The 24,547-nt window shown below is 69.5% G+C and carries 22 protein-coding genes; 6 read left to right on the top strand and 16 right to left on the bottom strand.

The genetic code is table 11. The features are described from left to right. Position 1: 1 nt before the first annotated feature. The 8 genes from murD to H9633_RS11505 form a co-directional block, all read right to left on the bottom strand. Positions 2–1,504, bottom strand: coding sequence for a UDP-N-acetylmuramoyl-L-alanine--D-glutamate ligase (murD, locus tag H9633_RS11540; protein WP_191713265.1), 1,503 nt, complete (start codon positions 1,502–1,504; stop codon positions 2–4). After that, positions 1,501–2,601, bottom strand: a complete 1,101-nt coding sequence (gene mraY, locus H9633_RS11535; protein WP_191713264.1) for a phospho-N-acetylmuramoyl-pentapeptide-transferase — start codon at positions 2,599–2,601, stop codon at positions 1,501–1,503. The genes murD and mraY overlap by 4 nt, the downstream gene beginning before the upstream one ends. Further along, a complete protein-coding gene (locus tag H9633_RS11530; RefSeq protein ID WP_191713263.1) occupies positions 2,598–4,010 on the bottom strand; it encodes a UDP-N-acetylmuramoyl-tripeptide--D-alanyl-D-alanine ligase in 1,413 nt (470 codons plus the stop codon). Before H9633_RS11530 ends, mraY begins: the two co-directional genes overlap by 4 nt. Before the next feature lie 30 nt (positions 4,011–4,040). Then, on the bottom strand, positions 4,041–5,840 hold the full coding sequence (locus H9633_RS11525) for a peptidoglycan D,D-transpeptidase FtsI family protein (RefSeq protein ID WP_191713262.1): 1,800 nt from the start codon (positions 5,838–5,840) through the stop codon (positions 4,041–4,043). 20 nt (positions 5,841–5,860) lie between these two features. Further along, a complete protein-coding gene (locus H9633_RS11520) occupies positions 5,861–6,472 on the bottom strand; it encodes a hypothetical protein (protein WP_225211529.1) in 612 nt (203 codons plus the stop codon). Further along, complete coding sequence (gene rsmH, locus H9633_RS11515) at positions 6,469–7,407, bottom strand: 16S rRNA (cytosine(1402)-N(4))-methyltransferase RsmH (protein ID WP_071642523.1); 939 nt, start codon at positions 7,405–7,407, stop codon at positions 6,469–6,471. The genes H9633_RS11520 and rsmH overlap by 4 nt, the downstream gene beginning before the upstream one ends. A gap of 96 nt (positions 7,408–7,503) precedes the next feature. After that, positions 7,504–7,935, bottom strand: coding sequence for a division/cell wall cluster transcriptional repressor MraZ (gene mraZ, locus H9633_RS11510; protein ID WP_071642521.1), 432 nt, complete (start codon positions 7,933–7,935; stop codon positions 7,504–7,506). Positions 7,936–8,212: 277 nt separating this feature from the next. After that, a complete protein-coding gene (locus H9633_RS11505; protein ID WP_071642519.1) occupies positions 8,213–8,599 on the bottom strand; it encodes a DUF3040 domain-containing protein in 387 nt (128 codons plus the stop codon). Positions 8,600–8,695: 96 nt separating this feature from the next. Between H9633_RS11505 and H9633_RS11500 the strand changes: the two genes are divergently transcribed. After that, on the top strand, positions 8,696–9,772 hold the full coding sequence (locus H9633_RS11500; RefSeq protein ID WP_318247269.1) for a polyprenyl synthetase family protein: 1,077 nt from the start codon (positions 8,696–8,698) through the stop codon (positions 9,770–9,772). Between the two features lie 68 nt (positions 9,773–9,840). Here H9633_RS11500 and H9633_RS11495 read toward each other — a convergent pair whose 3' ends face one another. Next, positions 9,841–10,185: an Rv2175c family DNA-binding protein gene (locus H9633_RS11495; RefSeq protein WP_071642517.1), complete on the bottom strand. Its 345-nt coding sequence runs from the start codon at positions 10,183–10,185 to the stop codon at positions 9,841–9,843. 174 nt (positions 10,186–10,359) lie between these two features. Between H9633_RS11495 and H9633_RS11490 the strand changes: the two genes are divergently transcribed. Together H9633_RS11490 and pknB are read left to right on the top strand one after the other, a co-directional pair. Beyond that, positions 10,360–11,571: a LysM peptidoglycan-binding domain-containing protein gene (locus tag H9633_RS11490; RefSeq protein WP_191713261.1), complete on the top strand. Its 1,212-nt coding sequence runs from the start codon at positions 10,360–10,362 to the stop codon at positions 11,569–11,571. An 82-nt stretch (positions 11,572–11,653) separates the two neighbouring features. Further along, a complete protein-coding gene (gene pknB, locus H9633_RS11485; RefSeq protein ID WP_191713260.1) occupies positions 11,654–13,603 on the top strand; it encodes a Stk1 family PASTA domain-containing Ser/Thr kinase in 1,950 nt (649 codons plus the stop codon). 73 nt (positions 13,604–13,676) lie between these two features. On the opposite strand, the gene H9633_RS11480 is transcribed toward pknB, so the two are convergent. Together H9633_RS11480 and H9633_RS11475 are read right to left on the bottom strand one after the other, a co-directional pair. Continuing rightward, positions 13,677–15,014 carry a class II 3-deoxy-7-phosphoheptulonate synthase gene (locus tag H9633_RS11480; RefSeq protein ID WP_191713259.1) on the bottom strand — a complete coding sequence of 446 codons (1,338 nt, stop codon included), beginning with the start codon at positions 15,012–15,014 and terminating at the stop codon, positions 13,677–13,679. 71 nt (positions 15,015–15,085) lie between these two features. Further along, a complete protein-coding gene (locus H9633_RS11475; RefSeq protein WP_071642512.1) occupies positions 15,086–15,784 on the bottom strand; it encodes a lysophospholipid acyltransferase family protein in 699 nt (232 codons plus the stop codon). A 115-nt stretch (positions 15,785–15,899) separates the two neighbouring features. Here H9633_RS11475 and H9633_RS11470 point away from each other — a divergent pair, with 115 nt between their 5' ends. After that, the gene (locus H9633_RS11470; protein ID WP_191713258.1) at positions 15,900–17,726 is read left to right on the top strand and encodes an AMP-dependent synthetase/ligase; all 1,827 of its coding nucleotides are present in this window, start codon (positions 15,900–15,902) and stop codon (positions 17,724–17,726) included. A 93-nt stretch (positions 17,727–17,819) separates the two neighbouring features. On the opposite strand, the gene def is transcribed toward H9633_RS11470, so the two are convergent. Then, positions 17,820–18,311, bottom strand: coding sequence for a peptide deformylase (gene def, locus H9633_RS11465; protein ID WP_071642508.1), 492 nt, complete (start codon positions 18,309–18,311; stop codon positions 17,820–17,822). Then, a complete protein-coding gene (locus tag H9633_RS11460) occupies positions 18,311–20,161 on the bottom strand; it encodes a MinD/ParA family ATP-binding protein (RefSeq protein ID WP_191713257.1) in 1,851 nt (616 codons plus the stop codon). The genes def and H9633_RS11460 overlap by 1 nt, the downstream gene beginning before the upstream one ends. 140 nt (positions 20,162–20,301) lie before the next feature. On the opposite strand from H9633_RS11460, the gene H9633_RS11455 reads away from it, so the two are divergent. Then, complete coding sequence (locus tag H9633_RS11455; protein WP_071642505.1) at positions 20,302–21,114, top strand: ParA family protein; 813 nt, start codon at positions 20,302–20,304, stop codon at positions 21,112–21,114. Positions 21,115–21,196: 82 nt separating this feature from the next. Here the strand turns inward: H9633_RS11455 and H9633_RS11450 are convergent, their stop codons facing one another. From H9633_RS11450 to H9633_RS11440, 3 genes are all read right to left on the bottom strand, one after another. Continuing rightward, positions 21,197–21,742, bottom strand: coding sequence for a MerR family transcriptional regulator (locus H9633_RS11450; protein ID WP_071642503.1), 546 nt, complete (start codon positions 21,740–21,742; stop codon positions 21,197–21,199). Between the two features lie 100 nt (positions 21,743–21,842). Further along, positions 21,843–22,532, bottom strand: a complete 690-nt coding sequence (gene ftsR, locus H9633_RS11445; RefSeq protein WP_071642501.1) for a transcriptional regulator FtsR — start codon at positions 22,530–22,532, stop codon at positions 21,843–21,845. Then, positions 22,532–23,014, bottom strand: coding sequence for an FHA domain-containing protein (locus H9633_RS11440; protein WP_071642499.1), 483 nt, complete (start codon positions 23,012–23,014; stop codon positions 22,532–22,534). The genes ftsR and H9633_RS11440 overlap by 1 nt, the downstream gene beginning before the upstream one ends. Positions 23,015–23,146: 132 nt before the next feature. On the opposite strand from H9633_RS11440, the gene lpdA reads away from it, so the two are divergent. After that, positions 23,147–24,544 carry a dihydrolipoyl dehydrogenase gene (gene lpdA, locus H9633_RS11435; protein WP_071642497.1) on the top strand — a complete coding sequence of 466 codons (1,398 nt, stop codon included), beginning with the start codon at positions 23,147–23,149 and terminating at the stop codon, positions 24,542–24,544. Positions 24,545–24,547 lie beyond the last annotated feature (3 nt).

The following is a 24,547-nucleotide window of genomic DNA, read 5'->3' as shown; positions in this document are numbered from 1 at the left end:
TCTACGTTCCGGATCGCTCGATCCATCCGCGCACCGCCTGTGCGAAGCGCTCTCCTCGGTCCGCGTAACTCGAGAACTGGTCGAAGGATGCCGCGGCGGGGGCCAGCAACACCGTGCCCTCGCCGTCGATGATCCCGGCCGCCAGTTCCACGACGCGATCCATGACCTCCCCAGTCTCGCCGGGGATGACCTCGAAGACGGGCACCTGCGATGCGTGTCGCTCGAATGCCGCGAGAACCGGAGCGCGCTCCACGCCGATGACGATCGCCGCAGCGGCCGTGCGGCCGGCGTCGGCGACGAGCGCGGCGAGGTCGACGCCCTTCAGGTCGCCGCCGACGACCCACACGGCGCCCGGGTAGGCGCGCAGGGACGAGGCGGCGGCGTGCGGGTTGGTCGCCTTCGAGTCGTCGATCCAGCGGACACCGCGATGCTCGGCGATGACCTGGATGCGGTGCGCGTCCAGGGCGAAGCTCTGGAGGGCGTCGTGGATGTCGGAGGGCGCGACTCCGAGCGAGCGGGCGAGAGCGGATGCCGCGAGGATGTTCTGCACGATGTGCGGCGCGTCGAGCCCGACCGCGCGCAGCTCGGCGACCGTCGTGAGCTCGAGGGCGCTGTTGCGCCTGTCGTCGTGGAACGCCCGATCGACGAGGATCCCGTCGACGACGCCCAGATCACTGGGCCCGGGGGTGCCGAGATCGAAGCCGATCGCCCTGGCGCCCTCGATGACATCCGCCTCCTCGACCATGCGCAGGGTCGCGGCGTCGGCCTTGTTGTACACGCAGGCGACCTTCGTGTGGCGGTAGACGAACGACTTCGCCTCGCGATAGGCATCTGCGCTGCCGTGCCACACCAGGTGGTCGTCCGCCAGGTTCAGGCAGACCGCGGCGTGCGGCACGAGCTGCCCGGCCGCCGCCGACTGCCCGATGTACCAGAGCTGATGACTCGACAGCTCGACCACGAGGACGTCGAAGCCGCCGGGGTCGCGCACGGCGTCGAGCACCGGGACGCCGATGTTGCCGCAGGGCGCCGCGCGCAGCCCGCCGGCCTGCAGCAGCGTCGCAGCGAGCTGCGTCGTCGTGGTCTTGCCGTTGGTCCCGGTGATGAGCACCCATTCGGCCGGGGTGCCGTCGGCCCGCAGAACCTTGTCGCGCACCCGCCAGGCCAGCTCGACGTCACCCCAGAGGGCGATGTCGTTCTGCTGCGCCCAGCGGATCACCGGATGCGACGGCGCGAAGCCGGGCGAGGCGAGGACGACATCGGGAGCGAAGTCGCTCAGTGCCGCCGGCACCTCCGACAGCGAGCCGAGTTCCAGGCGCGCGCCGATCACGGGAACGAGGCGGGCGTACTCCTCCGAGGCCTCTTCCGAGAGCACGAGCACATCGGCGCCGAGCTCGGTGAGCGTGTCCGCCGCGGAGAACCCCGTCATCGACAGGCCGAGCACGGCGACGCGCAGCCCCGACCAGTCCGCGTGCCAGCTGGTGAGCGAGTCGAGTCGCGTGCTCATGCCTGGATCAGCCAGTCGACGTAGAAGAGTCCGACGGCGGACACGGCGAGGAGCCCGGCGATGATCCACAGCCGCACGACGATCGTCACCTCGGCCCAGCCGCGCATCTCGAGGTGGTGATGGAACGGACTCATCAGGAACAGGCGCTTGCCGCGGGTGACCTTGAAGTACAGGCGCTGCAGGATGACCGAGCCGGAGGAGATGACGAAGATGCCCGCGATGATGAACAGCAGCAGCTCGGTGCGGGTGAGGATCGCCATCGCCGTCACGACGCCTCCGATGGCCATCGATCCGACGTCGCCCATGAACACCTTCGCCTTGGGCGCGTTCCACCACAGGAACCCGACCAGTCCACCCGCGAACGCGGCCGCGACCGTCGCCAGGTTGAGGGGCTCGCGCACCTCGTAGCATCCGGCCTGCGCCAGCAGCGATCCCACGCACGACTGCTTGAACTGCCAGAACGCGATGAGGCTGTACGCGCCGACGACGAAGACGCCCGCGCCTGCCGCCAGACCGTCGAGCCCGTCGGTCAGGTTCACGCTGTTCGACGTGGCGACGCCGATCACGGCGACCCAGATCAGATAGAGGATCCAGCCGAGCACCGCCCCGAACGCGAACAGGTTGAGCCAGGGGATGTCGCGGAACAGCGAGACGTAGCCGCTGGCGGGATACTGCCCGAGGCGGTTGGGGAAGTTCAGCGCCACGATGCCGAACGGCACGAGCACGAGCAGCTGTCCGACGACCTTGCGCCAGCCCGAGAGCCCGAGACTGCGCTGACTGCGGACCTTCATGTAGTCGTCGATGAAGCCGACGACGCCGAAGCCGACCATCAGCCACAGCACGAGGATGGCCGACAGAGCGGGCGTCGTGCCGCCGAACAGGCTGCCGGCGAAGTAGCCCACGATCGTGCCGAGGATGAAGATCACGCCGCCCATCGTGGGCGTGCCCCGCTTGGCCTCGTGGCTCGGGTTGGCGATGTCGTCGGGGGTGCGGATGACCTGCCCCCAGCCGATCCGGCGGAACACCTTGAGGAAGACCGGGGTCAGGAAGAGCGAGAAGGCGAGCGAGATCGCGGTCGCCATCAACAAAGACCTCACGAGAACGATTCTCCCAGACGATCGCCGAGATGGCGGAGCCCGGCGGAGTTGGACGACTTCACGAGCACCCGATCCCCGTCCCGCAGCTCGTGTCTCAGGTACTCGAACGCCGCGTCCTGATCGGGCAGATGCACGGCCTCGCCGTCCCACGAGCCCTCGCCGACAGCCGCGAGGTACAGACGCCTCGCCTCAGGGCCGACGACCACGATCCGCTGGATGTTCAGCCGCACGGCGAGCAGACCGATGCGATCGTGCTCCTCCCCTGCCGTCTCGCCGAGCTCGCTCATCGCGCCGAGCACGGCGACCGTGCGCTCACCCGGCCCGGAGATCTGCGCGAGCGTGCGAAGAGCCGCGGCCATCGAGTCGGGGCTGGCGTTGTACGCGTCGTTGATGATGCGCACGCGGTCGGAGCCCATCGGCTGCATGCGCCAGCGCTCGGCGATCCGCACCGTCTCCAGGCGGCTGATCGAGTCCGCGACCGGCACGCCGAGCACGCGGGCGGCCGCGATCGCGGCGAGGGCGTTGTGCACGTGGTGCGCTCCGAGCACCTGCAGCCGCAGCGGCGTCTCCTCGCCGTCGACGATGATGGCCGCGGTCGTGCCGTCGGACGCCACCTCGATGCGGTCGGCGCGGACCTCGGCATCCGGATGCTGGCCGAAACCGACCACCGACATGCCCCGCTCCTCGGCGATGCGACGCATCGCCCAGACACGCGGGTCGTCGACGTTCAGCACGGCGGTCCCGTCTGCTCGTGCGGCGGAGACCAGCTCGGACTTCGCCAGCGCCGTCTGCTCGATGCCGCCGAATCCTCCGGCGTGCGCCAGACCGACCATCAGCACGACCGAGACGTCCGGCTCGACGAGACCGGCGAGACGCGCGATGCTGCCGCGCCCGGCGGCGCCGAACTCGCTGACCAGGTAGCGCGTGTCAGGGGTCACGCGAAGCATGGTCAGCGGTGCGCCGACCTCGTTGTTGTACGAGCGCACCGGCGCGACCGTCTCGCCCTCATCCGACAGGATGCGCGCGAGGAAGTTCTTCGTCGTCGTCTTGCCGTTCGAGCCGGTGATGCCCACGATCCGCAGTCGGCCTGCCGCGCGCACGCGCGCGACCACCTCTCGCGCAAGGTCGGCCAGAGCGGTGACGGCATCGGCGACGACGATCTGCGTGATCGGCGCCTCGACGGGGCGCTCCACGATGGCGAGCACAGCGCCCGCATCGGCGGCGGCCGGCACGAACCGGTGCCCGTCGGTGGTCTCGCCGGGCTTGGCGACGAAGATCGCTCCCGGGGTCATCTCCCTGGAGTCGGTGTCGACGACCCCGTCCACGACGGTGTCAGCCGTGTCGGAGGCGTGCAGGCGCAGCTCACCTCGGAGGATCTCGGCGATCTGACCGAGCGGAAGGGCGATCATGTGGCATCTCCTTGCGCGGCGGAGCGCCGGCTAGTCGAATTTCGGAAGCAGCTCGTCCATGGGCTGCGAAGAGGGAGCGACGCGGTAGGTCTTGAGCACCTGGGTGAGCGCCTTCTGCAGAGCAGGCGCGGTCGCCGCGGACGATGTAATCCTAGTCGGCTCGTCGAGGGTGACCATCACGACGTACTGCGGATCCTCGATCGGAGCGACGCCGAGGATGCTCGTGAAGTACACCCCTGCCTTGTACCCGCCGCGCCCGTCCGGCTTCTGCGCGGTGCCTGTCTTGGACCCGATCCGGTAGCCGGGGACGGCGATGGTGTCGGCGAGCCCGCCCTGCACCGCCACGTTCTCGAGCATGCGACGGACCTGGGAGGCGGTGTCGGCGGAGATGACCTGCTCGCGCTCGGCGCGGGTCCGGTGCACCGTGCCGTCGCTGTCGGTGCAGGATTCGATCAGGCTCAGGCCGATCCGTTCGCCGTCGTTCGCGAGGGTCTGGTAGGCGCGCACCACCTGCGCGGGCGTGACGGTGAACGCCTGACCGAAGGTGGTCGTGTACAGGGTCTGGTTGTCCCAGGTCTGCGGTGCCGCCACCCCGCCCGGCTCCTCCAGATACCAGCCGACATCGGTCTTCTCGCCCACGCCGAACTTCTTCAGGTACTCGTAGCGGGTCTGCGGTGACACCATCGTGCCGAACTTCGACAGCGCCACGTTCGACGAGTCGATGAGCGCGCCGGCGAGGGTGTAGTCGTAGCGGGGGTGCGAGAAGGCGTCGCCGATGTTCGCGCCGTTGGGGAAGCGCTCCCGGCTCTCCGCCGAGACGGTGGTCTCGGGTGTCACGGCCTTCTCCTCCAGCAGCGTCGCCGCGGTGATCGGCTTGAACGTCGATCCGGGTTCGTAGGTGTACGTGAAGATCTGCGAGTTCCACAGCCGGGCCGGCACGCTGTCGACGTCGTTCGGGTCGAGCGCCGGCCACTCCGCCATGGCGCGGATCTTCCCGGTCTTCACCTCGACGACGGTGACCGTGCCGCTCTGGGCGCCCTGCTTCTGCGCCTCTTCGGCGATCATCTGCTGCAGGTACCAGTTCAGGTCGCTGTTGATGGTGAGCTCGACCGTGCCGCCGTCGACGGCGGGCGTGATCTGCTCGCTGCCCGGGATCTTCACACCGCCCTGACCGCTGAGGTAGGTCATCTCGCCGTTCTCGGGCGTGAGGCACTCGTTCGCGATGCGCTCGACGCCGTACTGGGGGGCGCCGGATCCGTCGAGGAAGCCGAGCGTGCTGCCGGCGACCGCTCCGTTCGGGTACACCCGCACCGACCGCGGCTTCATGGCGATATAGGCGAGACCCTGATCGGCCTTCAGCGAGCGCAGCTCGAGGTACTGCTCGGTGCTCAATCCGCTCGCCAGTTCGAGGTACTGCGAATCCGGATCCTCGGCGAGCTTCTCGGTGAGGCGCTCGCGCAGGCCGTCGGCGCTGATGCCCGCGATGCGGGCGATGCGCTCGCTGGCCTCATCCCACGCGAGCTTCGGCTTCTTCCGCTCGTCGGTCTGCTCCTCGAACTGGCGGATGAGCACCGGGGACAGCTCGGCGTCGTAGACGAGCACGCTCGAGGCGAGTACGGTGCCGGTGGCGTCGGTGATGTCTCCGCGCGCCCCGGCGATCACCTGGGTCGATCCGAGATTCCCGGTGTTCACCCCCTCGGCGACGTGGTCGTCGGCGTGCACCACCTGGATGTCGACGAGGCGGAACACGAAGGCGCTGAGAACCGTGAGGATCACCGCGAGAGCGACGACCGTGCGTCGGCGCTGTGAACGAGTGGCTCGAGTCGTCATTCGCGTCTCCGTGACGTGGGCTATCGGGTGACGGGGGTGGGGAGGCCGCCGGTGACGACCGGAGGGGCGGCAGGCTCGGACGGGACGGCCACGGCGTCAGCTGCGACGTCGGCGGGGGCGGCGGCGTCCAGAACCGGCACGGTGTCGGCGGCGGGTGGTGGCGGCGGCGGTGCGAGCAGTGCGTTGCCGATCGCGGTTCCCCCGTTCGGGTTGACGGTGGATGCCCAGCTGGCGCTGTCTCCGGCGCCGAGGACCTGCCCGTCGCTGAGACGCAGGTACGACGCGGATCCTGCCACGACGAGCCCCAGGGCATCCGCCTTCTGCGCGAGCGACTGCGGCGAGCTGATGCCGATGAGCTGCTCGTGCAGCGACTGCTTCTGCAGCCCGAGCTCGTGCTGCTGGGTGTTCAGGCCCGCGAGAACGAACGCGTCCTGAGTGGTGGCGAGCGAGATGCCCATCTGCGCGGCACCGATCGCCAGTGCACCGCCGACGGCGAGGGCGGCGTACCCCAGGCGTGGCCGGCGTCTGGGCGCGGGCGCGGTGACCGGGGTCAGCCGCCGCGACGGCTCTGCGCGCGGTGCGTCCACGTGCGGTGCGGGGCGCGGCAGGGCGCGCGCGGTCTGGAGGCTCATGCCGACTCCCTCAGCTTCTCAGCGGCGCGCAGCCGCACGGGTATCGCGCGCGGGTTGCGCGCCTTCTCTTCGTCGCTCGCCAGTTCCGCACCCTTCGTCAGGGCGCGGAAGCGGGGAGCGTGCTCGGGCAGCTCCACGGGGAGGCCGGCGGGCGCCGTCGACCTGGATGCCGCCGCGAACGCCTGCTTGACGAGGCGGTCCTCCAGGGACTGGTACGCCATGACGGCGATCCGGCCGCCGACGACCAGGGCGTCCATCGCCGCGGGGATGGCGTCGGCGAGCACGCTGAGTTCGGAGTTCACCTCGATGCGCAGCGCCTGGAAGACGCGCTTGGCGGGGTGCCCGGCGCGCTGCGCCGCTGCGGGCGTGGCGGCGACGAGCAGGTCGACCAGCTCACCGGAACGGGTGAGCGGATGCTCTTCCCTGGCCGCCACGATGAACCGCGCGTACCGGCCAGCGAGCTTCTCCTCGCCGAAGCGCTCGAAGATGCGTCGCAGCTGCCCCTCGCTGTACTCGGCGAGGATGGTCGCCGCGGTGCGCCCCTTCGTCTGGTCCATCCGCATGTCGAGCGGCGCATCCTTCGAGTACGCGAAGCCGCGCTCCGCCTCGTCGAGCTGCAGCGAGGAGACGCCGAGGTCGAACAGGATCGCCGAGGCGCCCTGCGCGTGCAGGCCGATCTCGTCGTAGACGGTGTGCACGAGCGTGACGCGATCGCCGAAGGGCGCCAGCCGTTCGCCCGCGATCCGAAGGGCGTCGGTGTCGCGGTCGAGTCCGATCAGGCGGATGCCGGGAAAGCGCTCCAGGAAGGCCTCGGAGTGCCCTCCCATGCCGAGCGTGGCGTCGACGAGCACCGCGCCGTCCTGCTGCAGCGCCGGTGCGAGCAGCTCGATGCAGCGCTCCAGCAGCACGGGTGTGTGGATGTCGCGGATGCTCATGATGTTCTCCCGTGACCTCCGGCTCTGATTCCTCTCCGCTCGACCCGGCACCGGGGAAGTGTGTCGGGGCGGAGCGGCGAGGCATCACAGCCGTGGTCAGAACAAGCCGGGAATCACCTCCTGTTCCAGATCGGCGTAGGACTCTTCGTTGCTCTCGAGATAGTCGTTCCAGGCGGCGGCGTCCCAGATCTCGGCGTGAGCGCCGACTCCGGTCACGACCAGCTCCTTCTCCAGACCCGCGTACTGACGCAGGTGGGCCGGGATGGTGATGCGGTTCTGGCTGTCGGGCATCTCGGCGCTGGCTCCGGAGAGGAACATGCGCAGGAAGCTGCGCGCCTGCTTGTCGGTGAGCGGGGCCTGACGGATCCGCTCGTGCTTCGCCTCGAACTCGGCGGTGCTGAACACGTACAGGCATCGCTCCTGCCCGCGGGTGACCACGATGCCGCCGGCGAGGTCCTCGCGGAACTTCGCAGGAAGGATGACACGGCCCTTGTCGTCCAGCTTCGGCGTGTGAGTACCCAGCAGCACCGGTCATCACCCCCTCTGCGTCCGGCCAACCCGAGGTGCGCACCACTTTACTCCACTTCGCTCCACTTTCCTACGAGAATTCGGCGCGGTACGCGTCGGGGTTCGCCCGCCCGCGCGCGCAGCGCCCGTCATTCCGGCGAAGTGAGCGGGTGGAGCGCGGTGGAGGCTGAGTGGAGGGATTGGGGCGGGCGGTGGACCGGACGCCGTCACGAGGGCATGAAAAAACCCGGATGCTCGGCATCCGGGTCTCTCGGGGGGTCAGGGTCGACGGTGCGACTCAGCGGTCGTCCTGCCGCCGATCCCAGCGGTCGTTCATGCGATCCATGAACGAGGAGTCGCGCGGCTTCGCACTGCGAGTGCTCGTCGGCGCGGGGGCCTGCGCGGTGCGGCGCACCGGCGTGAACGCGAGGATCGCACCGCCCAGCATGGCGAGGAAGGCGACGACGCCGAGGATGATGCTGCCGACGACACCGAGCTGTTCACCTGCGGCGACCGCGGCGACGAGACCGCCGATGCCCGCGAGCAGCAGCAGAGCGCCGTAGACCAGGTTCCGGTAGCTGAGAGCCCGGTCGCCGGACGGCGCGGTGACGACATCGGCATCGTGCTGGAGGAGATGGCGTTCCATCTCATCGAGCATGCGCTGCTCTTGTTCGGAAAGAGGCATGTCCAACCCCCTCGGTTCGGTCATCCCAGTCTACCCGCGCGCGGCGCGGTCGGCTAGCCGAGCGGCGCCCGATTGTCTGCATCTAGGCTGGGAATCGTGTCTTCCTCCCTCGTCATCGACGCCGTCACAGCGAGACTCGACCGATTCGTGCAGAGCATCCGCTCGCAGAGCGCGGAGTACGGACCCGACGCCGAGCTGTTCCTGGACGCCGCCGTCGCCACGCTGCAGGGCGGAAAGCGTCTCCGCGCGCGCTTCGCGCATGCCGGCTGGCTCGCAGCCGCCGGCGAGAGCACGACGGCGGACCCCGCGCTGTGGGGTCTCGGCGCGGCGCTGGAGGTCTTCCAGTCCGCGGCCCTCGTGCACGATGACCTGATCGACAACTCCGACACGCGCCGTGGGCGCCCTGCCTCGCATCGCGCGCTGGAAGCCGCGCATCGCGAAGCCGGCTGGCACGGCGACGCCGAGACCTTCGGCCGCGCGACGGCGGTGCTGCTCGGTGACCTCCTCGTCGCCTGGAGCGACGATCTGCTCGAGGAGTGCCTCGCCGGGCATCCGCACGCCGCGCCCACCCGCGCCGAGTACGCCCGCATGCGGCGCGACGTCACCGTCGGCCAGATGCTGGACGTGACCGAGGAGTCGGCCTGGGGCGTCAACCCGCCAGCCTCGCTCATCGAACGGGCGCTGCGCGTGGCCGCGCTCAAGTCCGCGCGCTACAGCGTCGAGCAGCCGATCCTCCTCGGCGCGACCCTCGGCGGCGCGGACGGGCGGCTGCTCACGCAGCTGCGCGCGTTCGGGCATCCGGTCGGCATGGCCTTCCAGCTGCGCGACGACGTGCTCGGCGTCTTCGGCGATCCCGTCGTCACGGGCAAGCCCGCGGGCGACGATCTTCGCGAGGGCAAGCGCACCGCGCTCATCGCGATCGCGCGCGAGGCACTGACTGCGGATGCCCGCGCTCATCTCGATGCGCGCATCGGCGATCCCGACCTCAGCGCCGACGAGGTCGCTCGTCTGCAGGAGCTGATCCACGAGACGGGCGCGGCAGCGCGCGTCGAGCAGATGATCGCCGACTACAGCGATGCGGCCGTGCGAGCGCTCCGCGACGCGGATCTGAACGAGACCGCGGCGCGGACGCTGCAGGGTCTGGCCGAGGCCGCGATCACCCGGTCGGCCTGAGCCGCTCCGGCAGCCCGGTCGGGCTGCACGCAGCCGTCATGCGGGCACACCGCCGGACGGACGGGCCCTCAGGCGAGGGTTCGGGCCACGCGGCGGACCTCGCTCTTGTGCCCGGCGAGAAGCGCGGCGATCGGCGAGCGGCCGAGCGTCTCCTCCTCCGCGAGCAGCCAGTCGATGATCTCGTCGTCCGAGAACGAGGCGTCCTGCAGTGCCATGATCGTGCCGCGCAGCGACGGCAGCGGCCGGCCCTCGACGACGAACACGGCGGGCACCGCGAACGAGCCGTGCCGACGCGAGCCGATCAGGTAGTGCTCGTCGAGCAGACGGCGGACGCGGCCAGGCGTCTCGTGAAGCGCCTCGGCGAGCTCGGGAATCGTCAGCCAGGCGGAGGGATCAGCAGCGTTCTCAGACACCCTCCCACTATCTCATCCGCAGCCGACCGCGGCGTCTCAGATCACATGAGCCACGCGAGTCACACTGTTCCCATCTGTTGACATCCGTTTACATGCGTGTCAGCGTTTCTGTGGATCGAAGCGCCTCTGGGAACCGGGCGCACCTGGGGACCACGGGAGAGAGACGACATGAACATGACCAACCCGCGCACCGCGGCCGTGCGGATCGCGGCACCGGCCGCCGTCGTCGGCACCCTGGCGGCCGCCCTCACCGCCGCGCCCGCCGGCGCCGCGGAGGTCCGCTCCGCCGCGGCGGCGAGCCACGCGCCGAGCGTGCGCACCGTGCCGACCGCCGCCAGCGCCCCGCGCACCGTCGTCCGCCCTGTCGTCGCGCGGCCGTCCGGCTACACGATCCGACCGGGTGACACCGTCTCGTCGGTGGCCGCGAGACACGGTGTCGCCACAGCCGACCTGCTCGCCTGGAACGGCCTGGGCTGGCGATCGGTGATCTTCCCCGGCCAGAAGCTGCGCCTCTCCCCCGCATCCGCACCGTCGACCACCGCACCGCCGGCTGCCGCGCCGGCCGCCACGCACACGGTCGTGCCCGGAGACACCGTGTTCGCCATCGCGAAGCGATACGGCACGACGGTCTCGGCGATCATGTCGATCAACGGCATCGCCGGCTCGGCCATCATCACCCCGGGCCAGACGCTGCGCGTCGCCGCCGGCTCGACACCGGCCCCCGCGCCCGTCTCCGCCGTGGCGCCCGCCGCTCCGCCCGCTGCCGCGGCGCCCGCCTCGCACACCGTCGCCGCGGGCGACACCCTCTTCGCGATCGCCCGGAAGTACGCCACGAGCGTCTCCCACCTGCTGCAGGTGAACGGCCTCGGCGAGGGCAGCATCATCTACCCGGGACAGGCGCTTCGGCTCACCGCCCCGGCGCCGGCGCCGGCCGCGGCGGCGACGGCCGCGGCGGCGACGGCACCGCAGCGCTCGGCTGCGCTGGATGCCACCCAGACCGCGCATGCGGCTCACATCGTCCGCGTCGGACGCGAGCTCGGCGTGCCCGATCGCGGCATCGCGATCGCGCTGGCCACGGCGATGGTCGAGTCGTCGATGCGCAACCTCGACCACGGCGACCGCGACTCCCTCGGCCTGTTCCAGCAGCGCCCGAGTCAGGGGTGGGGCACGACGGCGCAGGCGCTGGATGCCGACCGCAGCATCCGCGTGTTCTACGGCGGCGCCGACGACCCCAACGGCTCCGCGACCCGGGGGCTGCTCGACATCCCGGGGTGGCAGGACATGCCGTTCACCGCTGCCGCCCAGGCCGTGCAGGTGTCGGCGTACCCGGATCGCTACGGAATGTGGGAGCGGCAGGCGAATCAGTGGCTCGCCACGCTGCGATGACGCGCCCATCGTCACCGGATCGAAACCCGCCTGCGGTGCGCCGTTGCCTGTTCACCCAGCCTGTTCTTCATAGACTCGACCTGTGAACACTCCGCAGGCCGACCCGCTCATCGGGCGGCTTGTCGACGGCAGGTATCGTGTTCGCGCGCGGATCGCCCGTGGCGGCATGGCGACCGTCTACGTGGCCACCGACATGCGACTCGAGCGGCGCATCGCGCTCAAGGTGATGCACGCGCATCTCAGCGACGACTCGGCGTTCCAGAGCCGTTTCATCCAAGAGGCCAGAGCCGCCGCGCGGCTGGCCGATCCGCACGTCGTGAACGTGTTCGACCAGGGTCAGGACGGCGAGCTCGCCTACCTGGTGATGGAGTACCTGCCCGGCATCACCCTGCGCGAGCTGATGCGCGAGCAGAAGCGGCTCACGATCACGCAGACGATCACCATCATGGACGCGATCCTCTCTGGTCTCGCCGCCGCCCACGCCGCCGGGATCGTGCACCGCGATGTGAAGCCCGAGAATGTCCTGCTGGCCGAGGACGGCCGCATCAAGATCGGCGACTTCGGACTGGCCAGGGCGACGACGGCGAACACGGCCACCGGCGCCCAGCTGCTCGGCACGATCGCCTACCTCGCCCCCGAGCTCGTGACCCGCGGCACGGCGGACGCGCGCAGCGACATCTACGCCCTCGGCATCATGCTGTACGAGATGCTCGTCGGCGAGCAGCCGTACAAGGGCGAGCAGCCGATGCAGATCGCCTTCCAGCACGCCACCGAGCAGGTACCGCGACCGAGCGCGCGCAACCCGTCGGTTCCCGAGCCGCTCGACGAGCTGGTGCTCTGGGCCACGGAGAAGTCCCCCGATGATCGTCCCCTCGACGCGAAGGCGATGCTCACGCGACTGCGCGAGATCGAGCGCGAGATCGGCGTCGCCCCCGCCCCCACCGCGACCGATGCGCCGGCACGCGAATACGACTCCGGATCAGTCACGAAGATCCTGCCGGGCACCGCGCTGCTGCCGACCCCCGTCGAGGAGACGGAGGAGTCGGTCGACAACGCCACCCGGCTGCGTCGCCGGACCGCACGCCGTCGCTCCACCGGCGCGGCGCTGCTCACCGTCGTGCTGCTGCTCGCGGTTCTCGCGGGAGGTGTCGGATGGTGGTTCGGATCCGGCCCCGGCTCGCTCATCGCCGTTCCGACTGTCGCGGGGATGACCTACGAGGACGCCGCTGCCGCGGTCACCTCCGAGGGGCTCGTTCCCGAGCGGGCCGAGAAGTCGTCGATCGACGTCGACGCGGGGCTCATCATCGAATCCGCGCCCGGCGAAGGCGAGCGGGTCGAGAAGGACAGCACGGTGACGCTGGTCGTCTCGACCGGCCCCGCCAGGCACGACCTGCCGGCTCTGCGCGGCAAGAGCGCCGACGAGGTGCGCGCCATCCTCACCGAGAACGGCGTGAACGTCGCCGATGACGTCGAGGAGTACTTCGACGAGCTCGGGAAGGACCTGGTCCTCAATGTGCGCGTCACTCCGCGCGACCAGGGCGAGGCGTACGCCTGCGCCGACGGCTGCGAGGTGTTCGAGGACGACACGGCGCTCATCCAGCTCTCGCTCGGCCCGGTTCCCGACGTCACCGGGCGACCCGTCGACGAGGCGGTGCGCCAGCTCGAGGACGCCCGCCTGCAGGTCGCAGACGAGCGCCCGGAGGACTGGAGCGACTCGGTCGCCAGGGGGTCGGTCATCGCCCAGAGCGCTGAGCGTGCAGACGGAGGCCCCTGGCGCCCCGGCGACACCGTGACGCTGACCGTCTCGAAGGGACCGCAGCCGCTGCCGATCCCCGATGTGAAGGGCAAGACCGTGCGGCAGGCGGTCGACGCGATGCAGGGCGCCGGGTTCAAGGTGAATCCCACGATCGAGGACATCGAGCTGCCCCTCGGCGGCAAGTACTGGGACGTCTACAAGGTGTGCAGCTACGACCCGAACGGCAGCGCCGCGCGCGGCACGACGGTGACGCTCACGCCCGGGTTCTTCTGCTGACCGGACGTCTCCCGACATGACGAGAGCGGCCGCCCCGGGGGGCGGGCGGGCCGCTCTCGTCATGCTCGCGGGCTCAGCGCTTCTCGAGCTCCTCCGCGACGAGGAAGGCCAGCTCGAGACTCTGCATGTGGTTCAGACGAGGGTCGCACAGGCTCTCGTAGCGGGTCGCGAGGCCGGCCTCATCGATCTGCTCCGAGCCGCCGAGGCACTCGGTGACGTCATCGCCGGTGAGTTCGACGTGGATGCCACCGGGGAACGTGCCCACCGCGCGGTGCGCCTCGAAGAAGCCGCGGACCTCGTCGACGACGTCGTCGAAGCGCCGCGTCTTGTAGCCGCTGGGCGTCGTGATGCCGTTGCCGTGCATGGGGTCGGTGACCCAGAGCGGCACGGCACCGGAGTCCTTGACCGCCTCGAGCAGCGGCGGAAGGGCATCCCGGATCTTTCCCGCACCCATCCGCGTGATGAAGGTGAGCCGGCCCGGCTCGCGATTCGGGTCGAGCTTGTCGATCAGCGCGAGCGCGGTGTCGGGGGTCGTCGTCGGGCCGAGCTTCACGCCGATGGGGTTGCGGATGCGCGAGAAGTAGTCGACATGCGCGCCGTCGAGCTCACGCGTGCGCTCCCCCACCCAGAGGAAGTGCGCCGACGTGTTGTACGGAGTGCCCGTGCGCGAGTCGATGCGGGTCATCGGGCTCTCGTAGTCCATCAGCAGACCCTCATGGCCCGTGAAGAACTCGACGCGCTTGAGCTCCTCGAAGTCGGCGCCGGCCGCCTCCATGAACTTGATCGCCCGGTCGATCTCGGCGGCCATCCGCTCGTAGCGCTGGTTCGCCGGGTTCTGCGCGAAGCCCTTGTTCCACGAGTGCACCTCGCGGAGGTCGGCGAAACCACCCTGCGTGAACGCACGGATCAGGTTCAGGGTCGACGCCGCCATGTGGTAGCCCTGCAGCAGCCGACCGGGGTCGGCCTGGCGCGAGTTCTCGGTGAAGTCGTAGCCGTTGACGATGTCACCGCGGTACGCGGGCAGCGTGACCTCGCCCCGGGTCTCGGTGTCGCTGGAGCGCGGCTTGGCGAACTGACCGGCCATGCGGCCCATCTTCACGACCGGCATCGACGCACCGTAGGTGAGCACGACCGCCATCTGCAGCACGGTCTTGATCCGGTTGCGGATCTGGTCTGCGGTGGCACCGGCGAACGTCTCGGCGCAGTCGCCTCCCTGCAGCAGGAAGGCGTTTCCGGATGCGGCCCGGGCGAGCCGCGCGCGCAGGTTGTCGACCTCACCCGCGAACACCAGCGGCGGGAGCGCCGCGAGCTGGGTCGACACCTCGGCGACTCGCTCGGCGTCGGGCCACTGCGGCTGCTGCTTGATGGGAAGGGATCGCCACGCGTCGAGTTCGGGGTGCGAGGGAAGCATGTCCTCAAGCTTAGTGTCCGCTGACAGCGCCGATCGGCCCTGTGACGAGGGGGCGGCTGAACCGCCGGAGGTCAGGGACGCCCGGGTGCGCCCGGTGGCAGACGATCCTTCACGGTGGAGGCGTACACGTCGTCGTAGCGCTGTGCACCCAGGCGCTGCAGCGCGATCATGATCTCGTCGGTCACGGACCTGAGGATGTAGCGGTCGTTCTCCATGCCCTCATAGCGCGAGAAGTCCAGCGGTTCGCCGATCACGATGCCGACGCGCATGATGTTGGGGATCCGCTGGCCGATCGGCATGGCCGTGTCGGTGTCGACCATGACCACCGGGATCACCGGGACCTTCGCCTCCAGCGCCATGCGCGCGATCCCGGTCCGCCCGCGGTAGAGGCGCCCGTCAGGACTGCGGGTTCCCTCGGGATAGATCCCGAGCAGATCGCCGCGGCCGAGGATCTGCAGGCCGGTGTTGAGCGAGGCCTCGGATGCCTTGCCTCCGGAGCGGTCGATCGGGATCTGGCCCGTGCCCTTCATGAAGAGCCTGGTCGCCCAGCCCTTCGGACCGCGGCCGGTGAAGTAGTCGCTCTTGGCCAGGAACGACATGGGCCGGTCGATGAGCAGCGGCAGGAAGATCGAGTCGGCGAAGGACAGATGATTGCTCGCCAGAATGGCCGCGCCGCTGGTGGGGACGTTGTCGCGCCCCACGATCCAGGGTCGGAAGATCGCCTTGACCAGCGGACCGATCGCGATGTACTTCATCAGCCAGTAGAACATCGTGGGAAGTCTAGCGCCGAGGTGACATCGGCGACCGAGTTTCTCTCAATCTGCGACTGAGTCTCATGGCATAGACTTTAGGGACACCCGTCCGATCGGTGCCGAAGGAGCTGCCGTGGCCCAGTTCGAAGTCCCCGCAATCGTCCCTGCCGACCCGGAGGGGAACGTCAGCGATCTGCTCGCCGACCGGGTGAAGAAGACCCCCGATCTCGCGTTGTTCAGCGTGCCCGAGGGCGACGGATGGCGCGACATCTCCGCGAAGGATTTCGAGACCGCGGTGATCGCTCTGGCCAAGGGGTTCGTCGCCGCCGGCATCCAGCCAGGCGAGAAGATCGGCTTCATCGCGAAGACGACCTACGACTGGACCCTCATCGACTTCGCGCTGTTCTACGCCGGCGCCGTGATGGTCCCCATCTACGAGACGAGCTCCCCCGCGCAGATCCAGTGGATCATGGAGGACTCCGGAGCGACCGCGCTGATCGTCGAGTCCGCCGAGCACTTCACGCGTGCAGACGAGGTGCGCGGCGATCTGCCGCTCGTGCGCGAGATCTGGCAGCTGCACCTCGGCGCGATCGACACCCTCACCGCACGCGGGGCCGAGGTCGATGACGCTGAGATCGAGCGCCGTCGCGGCATCGCCGTGGGCTCCGACATCGCCACGCTGATCTACACGTCGGGCTCGACCGGGCGCCCGAAGGGCTGCGTGCTGACGCACAGCAACTTCGTCGAGCTCTCGCGCAACTCCGCGAAGGCCCTCGACGAGGTCGTCTCGGCACCGGGCGCCTCGACGCTGCTGTTCATCACGACCGCGCACGTGTTCGCGCGGTTCATCTCGATTCTCGCCGTGCACTCCGGTGTGCGCACCGGGCATCAGCCCGACACGAAGCAGCTGCTCCCCGCGCTGGGCTCGTTCAAGCCGACCTTCCTGCTCGCGGTGCCCCGCGTGTTCGAGAAGGTCTACAACTCCGCCGAGCAGAAGGCGGAGGCCGGAGGCAAGGGCAAGATCTTCCGTGCCGCGGCTGCAGCGGCCATCGAGCACTCCACCCTGCTCGAAGAGGGCAAGCCGATCCCGTTCGGCCTGCGGATGAAGTTCGCCCTCTTCAACAAGCTCGTCTACAGCAAGCTGCGCGAGGCGATGGGCGGCAACGTGTCCTACGCCGTGTCCGGCTCGGCTCCTCTCGGCGCCCGACTCGGTCACTTCTTCCACAGCCTCGGTGTGGTGATCCTCGAGGGCTACGGCCTGACCGAGACGACCGCGCCCGCGACGGTGAACCTCGCTCACAAGTCGAAGATCGGCACGGTGGGCCCGGCCCTTCCCGGTGTGGGCGTGCGCCTCGCCGACGACGGTGAGATCGAGGTCAGGGGCATCAACGTCTTCAAGGAGTACTGGAACAACCCCGAGGCGACCGCGGCCGCGTTCGACGACGGCTGGTTCCGCACCGGCGATCTCGGCAGCTTCGACTCCGAGGGCTTCCTGACCATCACCGGCCGCAAGAAGGAGATCATCGTCACGGCCGGCGGCAAGAACGTCGCGCCGGCCATGCTCGAGGACCCCATCCGCTCGAACCCGATCGTCGGTCAGGTCGTCGTGCTCGGCGATCAGAAGCCGTTCATCTCAGCCCTGGTCACGCTCGACAGCGAGATGCTGCCCACCTGGCTGGCGAACAACGGGCTCCCGGCAGACATGTCGCTGAGCGAGGCGAGCCGCCACCCCGCCGTCCGCGAGGAGGTGCAGCGAGCGGTCGACCGCGCCAACAAGACGGTCTCCCGCGCCGAGTCGATCCGCAAGTTCATCATCCTCCCCGTGGAGTGGACCGAGGCGAGCGGGCATCTGACCCCGAAGATGTCGATCAAGCGCAACGTCATCCTCGACGACTTCGCCGACGCGGTCACCGAGATCTACGACGCTCCGGTGCAGACGACCACCACTCCGCTCGGCTGAGCACACGACGAAGGGCCCGCGCCCCGCGCGGGCCCTTCGTGTTCGTGGAGACGCCCGTCGAGAACGGGGGGCGCCCGCCGGAGGCGTACGGGGTCAGAACCAGTCGCTCTCGCGCACCTGACGCATGGCCAGCTTGCGGGTCTCCCCCTCCAGCCGGCTCAGGTAGACGCGCCCGTCGAGGTGGTCCGTCTCGTGCTGCAGCGCCTGTGCGAGCAGGCCATCCCCCTCGAGCACCACCGGTTCGCCGTCGAGGTCGATTCCCTCGACGCGGGCCCACGGATGGCGCGGGGTGTCGTGCCACAGACCGGGTACCGACAGGCACCCCTCGCCCGTCGGCACGGCCTCGCCGCGAACCTCGGTGAGCACGGGATTGATGACGTAGCCGATCTCACCGTCGACGTTGTAGCTGAAGGCGCGCAGGGCGAAGCCGATCTGATTCGCCGCCACGCCGGCGCGACCGGGGAGCTCGACGGTGTCGATCAGGTCGGCGATCAGCGCGCGCACCCCGTCGTCGATGTCGCCGATCGGCTCGCAGACGGTGCGCAGCACGGGGTCGCCGTACAGCCGGATCTCGCGGACGGTCATCAGGCCGCCTTCTCCCGCAGGCCCTCGACGAGGACCGCGGCGATCTCGCGAGCCGCCCGCCGGGTGGCCGGCTGCAGGCTGCCGAAGTCGATCGCGCCTCCCCCGGCGATCTGCGGGTCGTACGGGATGCGCAGAACGTGCGCGGCGCGGGAGGAGAAGTGTGCCTCGAGCTCGTCGAGGCGCACCAGCGGCGCACCGGGGTTCGACTGGTTCAGCACGACGATCGCCTCGCGGGCGAGTGCGGCGTGGCCGTTCGCCTCGAGCCAGGTGATGGTCTCGGATGCCAGTCGCGCCTCGTCGACACTCAGCCCCGACACGATGACCAGCTGGTCGGCGAGGTCGAGGGTGGCGTTCATCACGGAGTGCACGATGCCGGTGCCGGAGTCGGTGAGCACCAGCGAGTAGTACTGCGCGGCGACGGCGGCGACATCGCGGTAGTCGGCGTCGCCGAATGCCTCGGAGACATGCGGGTCGGCGTCGGATGCGAGCACGTCGAGGCGGGTCTCGTCGCGCGCGACGAGGGCCGAGACGTCGTGGAACCCGCGGATGTCGCGCTGCGCGCGCACGAGGTCGCGGACGGACCTGGTGTGCGAGCCCACCACGCGCTCGGCGAGGGTGCCGCGATCGGGATTGGCGTCGACGGCGATGACGCGGTCATCGCGCGCGTCTGCCAGCGCCATGCCAAGCAGCGCGGTGACGGTCGTCTTGCCCACGCCGCCCTTGCGGGAGAGGACGGGCACGAAGCGCGCGGTGCCTGCGAGCGGCGCGGCGATCCGAGCGCTCAGCTGCTTGCGCTCGCGTGCCGTGCGGCTGTCGCCGACGTTGATGCGGCCGCCGGAGAGGGAGTAGAGCAGGTGGCTCCAGGTGCCCTCGGGCTCGGGCTTGGCGACGCGTGCGGGGTCGAGCAGCCGGTCTGCGGTGAGCAGGTCGGCGCTCTCGCTGGTGGCCGCGGCACCGAGGTCGTCGAGACGCTTCGAGGTCAGTGCGACCTCGGCCGGCTGTGGCGCAGGCGACCGCGGCGCAGGTGCAGGTGCAGGGACAGCCACGGGATCGGCCTCCTCGGCGGGTTCGGGGAGTCGGGGCGGATCGACCCGGGCGGGCGGGCTCGCCGGCGCCGGAGCGGGGAGGACGGAGTCCGAACTCTCCTGTTCGACGTCGATGATGTCCGCACTCAGGTCGATGAGGCCGTCGTCGGCGTCGTCCTCGTCATCGTCGTGGACGTGGTCGGCATCGTCGACGTCTTCGCCTTCGTCTTCTTCGTCGTCGTCGTCATCGTCGTCATCGTCGTCATCGTCATCGTCATCATCGTCGTCGTCATCGTCATCGTCGTCGTCATCATCATCGTCATCGTCGACGTCGTCGCTCCCGACGGCGATGACGCTCACATCAGGCTCGAGAGCCTCGGACGCGGCCTCGGCCTCCGCATCCGCCTCGGTCTCGGAGACCTGCTCGTCGATGATCTCCGCGACGACCGCGGCCTCATCCGCTGCAGGCGACTCCGACTCGGCGCCGCCTGGCGCCTCCGGAGCGGCGGACGGGAGGTCTTCGGCCGGCAGCTCGATGATCACGTCCGGCGCGTCCTGCTGGATCCGCGCGAGCACCTCGGCGTCGGCGACGGCCGACGTGTCGATGATCAGGTCGGTGACCACCGCGGCCACCTCGCCGCCGACGACCTCGTCGTCCACGGCCTCGTCGTCGGCGTCGTCGTCGTACGTGCCGGTGGGGAGGATGACGTCGACGTGCGCGGTGCTGCCGATCAGGCCGATTCCCGTGGTGTCCGATGACGGGGTGTCGTCGAGGACGCCCAGCGAGTCGTCATCCTCGGGATCGACGTTGTTCTTCGGGTTCACGGTTCACTCCCAGCTCGCGCCCCTGTGGGCGCCCGACAAGGTTAGTGCTCCCGCATGATCGCGAGCAAAAGGGCGCCCGGTGCGAACGCACCGCCCGACGCTGAGCGCCGCCCGAAGGAGCGCACGGTAACGTGTAGGACGTGCACGTACTCAGCGTCAGCTCCCTCAAGGGAGGCGTCGGCAAGACGACCGTGACTCTCGGTCTCGCCTCCGCCGCCTTCGCCCGTGGCATCCGGACCCTCGTCGTCGACCTCGACCCGCAGTCCGATGTGTCCACCGGCATGGACCTCCAGATCGCCGGACGGCTGAACATCGCCGACGTCCTCGGCAACCCCAAGGAGAAGGTGGTGCGCCAGGCGATCACCACCAGCGGGTGGGCGAAGGTGCACCCCGGCACGATCGACGTGCTCATCGGCAGCCCCTCCGCCATCAACTTCGACGGCCCGCACCCGAGCGTGCGGGACGTCTGGAAGCTGGAAGAGGCGCTCGCGACCGTCGAGAGCGAGTACGACCTCGTGCTCATCGACTGCGCCCCGTCGCTGAACGCACTCACGCGCACCGCATGGGCCGCCAGCGACCGCGTGATGGTCGTGACCGAGCCGGGTCTCTTCTCGGTCGCCGCGGCCGACCGCGCCCTGCGCGCCATCGAGGAGATCCGTCGCGGCCTCTCACCCCGCCTGCAGCCGCTCGGGATCGTCGTGAACCGCGTGCGTCCGCAGTCGATCGAGCACCAGTTCCGCATCAAGGAGCTGCGCGACATGTTCGGTCCGCTCGTGCTCTCGCCCCAGCTGCCCGAGCGCACGTCGCTGCAGCAGGCGCAGGGTGCCGCGAAGCCGCTGCACATCTGGCCAGGAGACTCCGCGCAGGAGCTCGCGGCCGACTTCGACGCGCTGCTCGACCGCGTCATCCGCACCGGCCGCGTGCCTGTGCCCGAAGGCGGCGCGACGGCCTGAGCACCGCACCTGCGCACAAGAGAGAAGCCGCCCCTCGGGGCGGCTTTCTTCGTCTGTGCCCGGGATCTTCCGGGGCTGATGCTCAGGCGGTGCGCTTGGAACGGCGGGCCGCGAGCTCGTCGACGGGGTCGGGAGCCGTCGGGTCGAATTCGACGAGCGTCGACTCGACCTCGCGCAGCACCTTGCCGACCGCGATGCCGAACACGCCCTGCCCGCGGCTGACGAGGTCGATGACCTCATCGTTCGACGTGCACAGGTAGACCGAGGCGCCGTCGCTCATCAGCGTGGTTCCGGCGAGATCCCGGATGCCCGCTGCGCGGAGCTGCTCGACCGCGGTGCGGATCTGCTGCAGGGAGATCCCGGTGTCGAGAAGTCGCTTGACGAGCTTGAGGACGAGGATGTCGCGGAAGCCGTACAGCCGCTGCGAACCGGAGCCGGAGGCGCCGCGCACGGTCGGGACGACCAGCTCGGTGCGCGCCCAGTAGTCGAGCTGGCGGTACGTGATGCCCGCAGCTCGAGCGGCGACCGCACCGCGGTAGCCGACCTCGTCGTCCATTGCCGGCAGACCGTCGGTGAACAGAAGCTCGGTCACGAACCGCGGGTCGCCTGCACGCCCATCCGCACTCATATTCTGTCCCTCCTGAACGGCTTATTCCCCACGGTAGAGCAGGACCCCTGCCCCGGCAATGACATCCGACCCGCAGGGGAGGTGTGTCGCAACCCGTTCGTTACGTAAGCACGCGCTCGAGCGATTGCGCGACGAGCTGACGTCGCACCTCGTCGATGTGCGAGGCGAGTTCGGGGGCGAGCTCTGCCGCTCTGCCGCGCGATGCGGCATCGGTGCGGCGCAGCAGCGTCGACAGCGCCGACTCGATCAGCGCCGCCTCGCGCTCGGCGTTCTGACGCATGCTGCGCAGGTGACGCGGTTCGATGCCGTGCCGCGCGAGCGCCACCAGCCCGGACAGCATCGTGGCCGCCTGGTCGGTGTAGTGCTCGGCTCCCACGATCAGTCCCGCGCTGATGGCGTCGTTGAGCAGCTGCGGCGTCGCGCCGGTGTGCAGCAGCAGCTCGTCGCGTCGACGGCGTCGGGCCGCCGGGGAGATCGACGGAGGGGCGATGCTGCCCCACCCTTCGCCCTTCGCCTCGGCTTCGTCGAGCTGCTCGCGGATCACGCTGAGCGGCAGGTAGTGGTCGCGCTGCAGGGTGAGCCCGGCTCGCAGACGCTCGACGTCGGAGGCCGAGAACTTCCGGTAGCCGGATTCCGTGCGCGACGGGGTGACGATGCCCTGCACCTCGAGGAAGCGGAGCTTGCTGGAGGTGAGCTGCGGGAACTCGGGGGTGAGGCGGGCGAGAACCTGACCGATGCTCAGGAGACCCGGCGATGCGGAGCGGTCCCTGGCGGCGCCGGCCGCCGCCATCAGTCGGTCGCCGTCGCGAGATCGATCGGCGACGCGAAGAAGTTCATCCGGAACTTGCCGATGCGCAGTTCGTAGCCGTTGGCCAGCTCGCTGCGATCGACCCTCTCCCCGTTGACATAGGTGCCGTTCAGCGAGCGCTGATCGACGATCTCGAACGCCGTTCCCGAGCGGGTGATCTCGGCGTGACGGCGCGAGACGGTGACGTCGTCGAAGAAGATGTCCGCCTCGGGGTGTCGCCCGACGGTGGTCACATCGGAGTCGAGCAGGTAGCGCGCACCCGCCAGCGCACCGGCGCGCACGAGCAGCAGCGCGGACCCGGAAGGCAGTGCGGAGATCGCTGCCGCCTCGGGCTCGGTGAGGTCGGCGCCGAAGGGCACGAAGGAGAGATCGGAGTCATGTCCGAACGTCTGTGTCACGTCGTGGCGCTTCTCGCCGCTGCTGCGGTGGATCGCGCCTCCGGCGCCGATGCTGTCGTCTGTCACGGTTCTCCCTCCTCCGGCATTCCAGACTATCTGATGAGCGGGTGCGGGAGGAGGCCCGATACAGGCTCGCCCGCCGCTTTCTGTCGGATCCCGCGCCCGCGCCCACCGTCGCCCAGGGATTAGGCTGTGGGCATGCCACACTACGATGTCGTCATCCTCGGCGCGGGCCCGGGCGGATACGTCGCCGCCGTCCGCAGCTCCCAGCTCGGCCTGTCCACCGCGATCATCGAGGAGAAGTACTGGGGCGGTGTGTGTCTGAACGTCGGATGCATCCCCTCCAAGTCGCTCCTCAAGAACGCCGAGGTCGCCCACACATTCACGCACAAGGCCGAGTTCTTCGGCATCTCCGGTGACGTGAGCTTCGACTTCGGAGCGGCGTTCGACCGCAGCCGCAAGGTGGCGGAGACGCACGTCAAGGGCATCCACTTCCTGATGAAGAAGAACAAGGTGACCGAGTACGAGGGTCGCGGCACCTTCACCGGCCCGAAGGCGATCACCGTCGCGAAGAGCGACGGATCGTCCGAGGAGATCACCTTCGACAACGCGATCATCGCCACCGGTTCGACGGTGCGTCTGCTGCCGGGCGTCGAGCTCAGCGACAACGTCGTCACCTACGAGGAGCAGATCCTCTCGCGTGAGCTTCCCGAGTCGATCGTCATCGTCGGCGCCGGTGCCATCGGCATGGAGTTCGGCTACGTCATGACGAACTACGGCGTCAAGGTCACCATCATCGAGTTCCTCGACCGCGCCCTCCCCAACGAGGACCCCGAGGTCTCGAAGGAGATCCAGAAGCAGTACAAGAAGCTCGGCGTCGACATCCTCACCTCCACCGCGGTGAAGACCGTGACCGACAACGGCTCGTCCGTGCGCGTCACGTACGAGACCCGTGACGGCCAGCCGGGCGAGATCACCGCGGGCAAGGTGCTCATGTCGGTCGGCTTCGCACCGAACATCGAGGGCTTCGGCCTCGACAAGACCGGCGTGAAGCTCACCGAGCGCGGTGCGATCGACATCGACGACCACATGCGCACCAACGTCGAGGGCATCTACGCGATCGGCGATGTCACGGCGAAGCTGCAGCTGGCCCACGTGGCCGAGGCCCAGGGCGTCGTCGCGGCGGAGACCATCGGCAAGGCCGAGACCCAGACGCTGGGCGACTATCGGATGATGCCGCGCGCCACGTTCTGCCAGCCGCAGGTCGCGAGCTTCGGGCTCACCGAGGAGCAGGCCAAGGCCGAGGGCCGCGAGATCAAGGTCGCGAAGTTCCCGTTCAGCGCGAACGGCAAGGCCAATGGGCTGGGCGAGCCGGTCGGCTTCGTCAAGCTGATCGCCGACGCCGAGCACCTGGAGCTCATCGGCGGTCACCTGATCGGACCGGACGTGTCGGAGCTGCTGCCCGAGCTGACCCTGGCGCAGAAGTGGGACCTCACCGCCCTCGAGGCAGCACGCAACGTGCACACCCACCCGACGCTGTCGGAGGCGCTGCAGGAGGCCTTCCACGGTCTCACCGGTCACATGATCAACATGTGACAT

Origin of the sequence: Microbacterium commune, assembly GCF_014836945.1 — a bacterium.
Taxonomy (GTDB): Bacteria; Actinomycetota; Actinomycetes; order Actinomycetales; family Microbacteriaceae; genus Microbacterium; species Microbacterium commune.
This window is presented reverse-complemented; position numbering and strand designations above follow the sequence as displayed.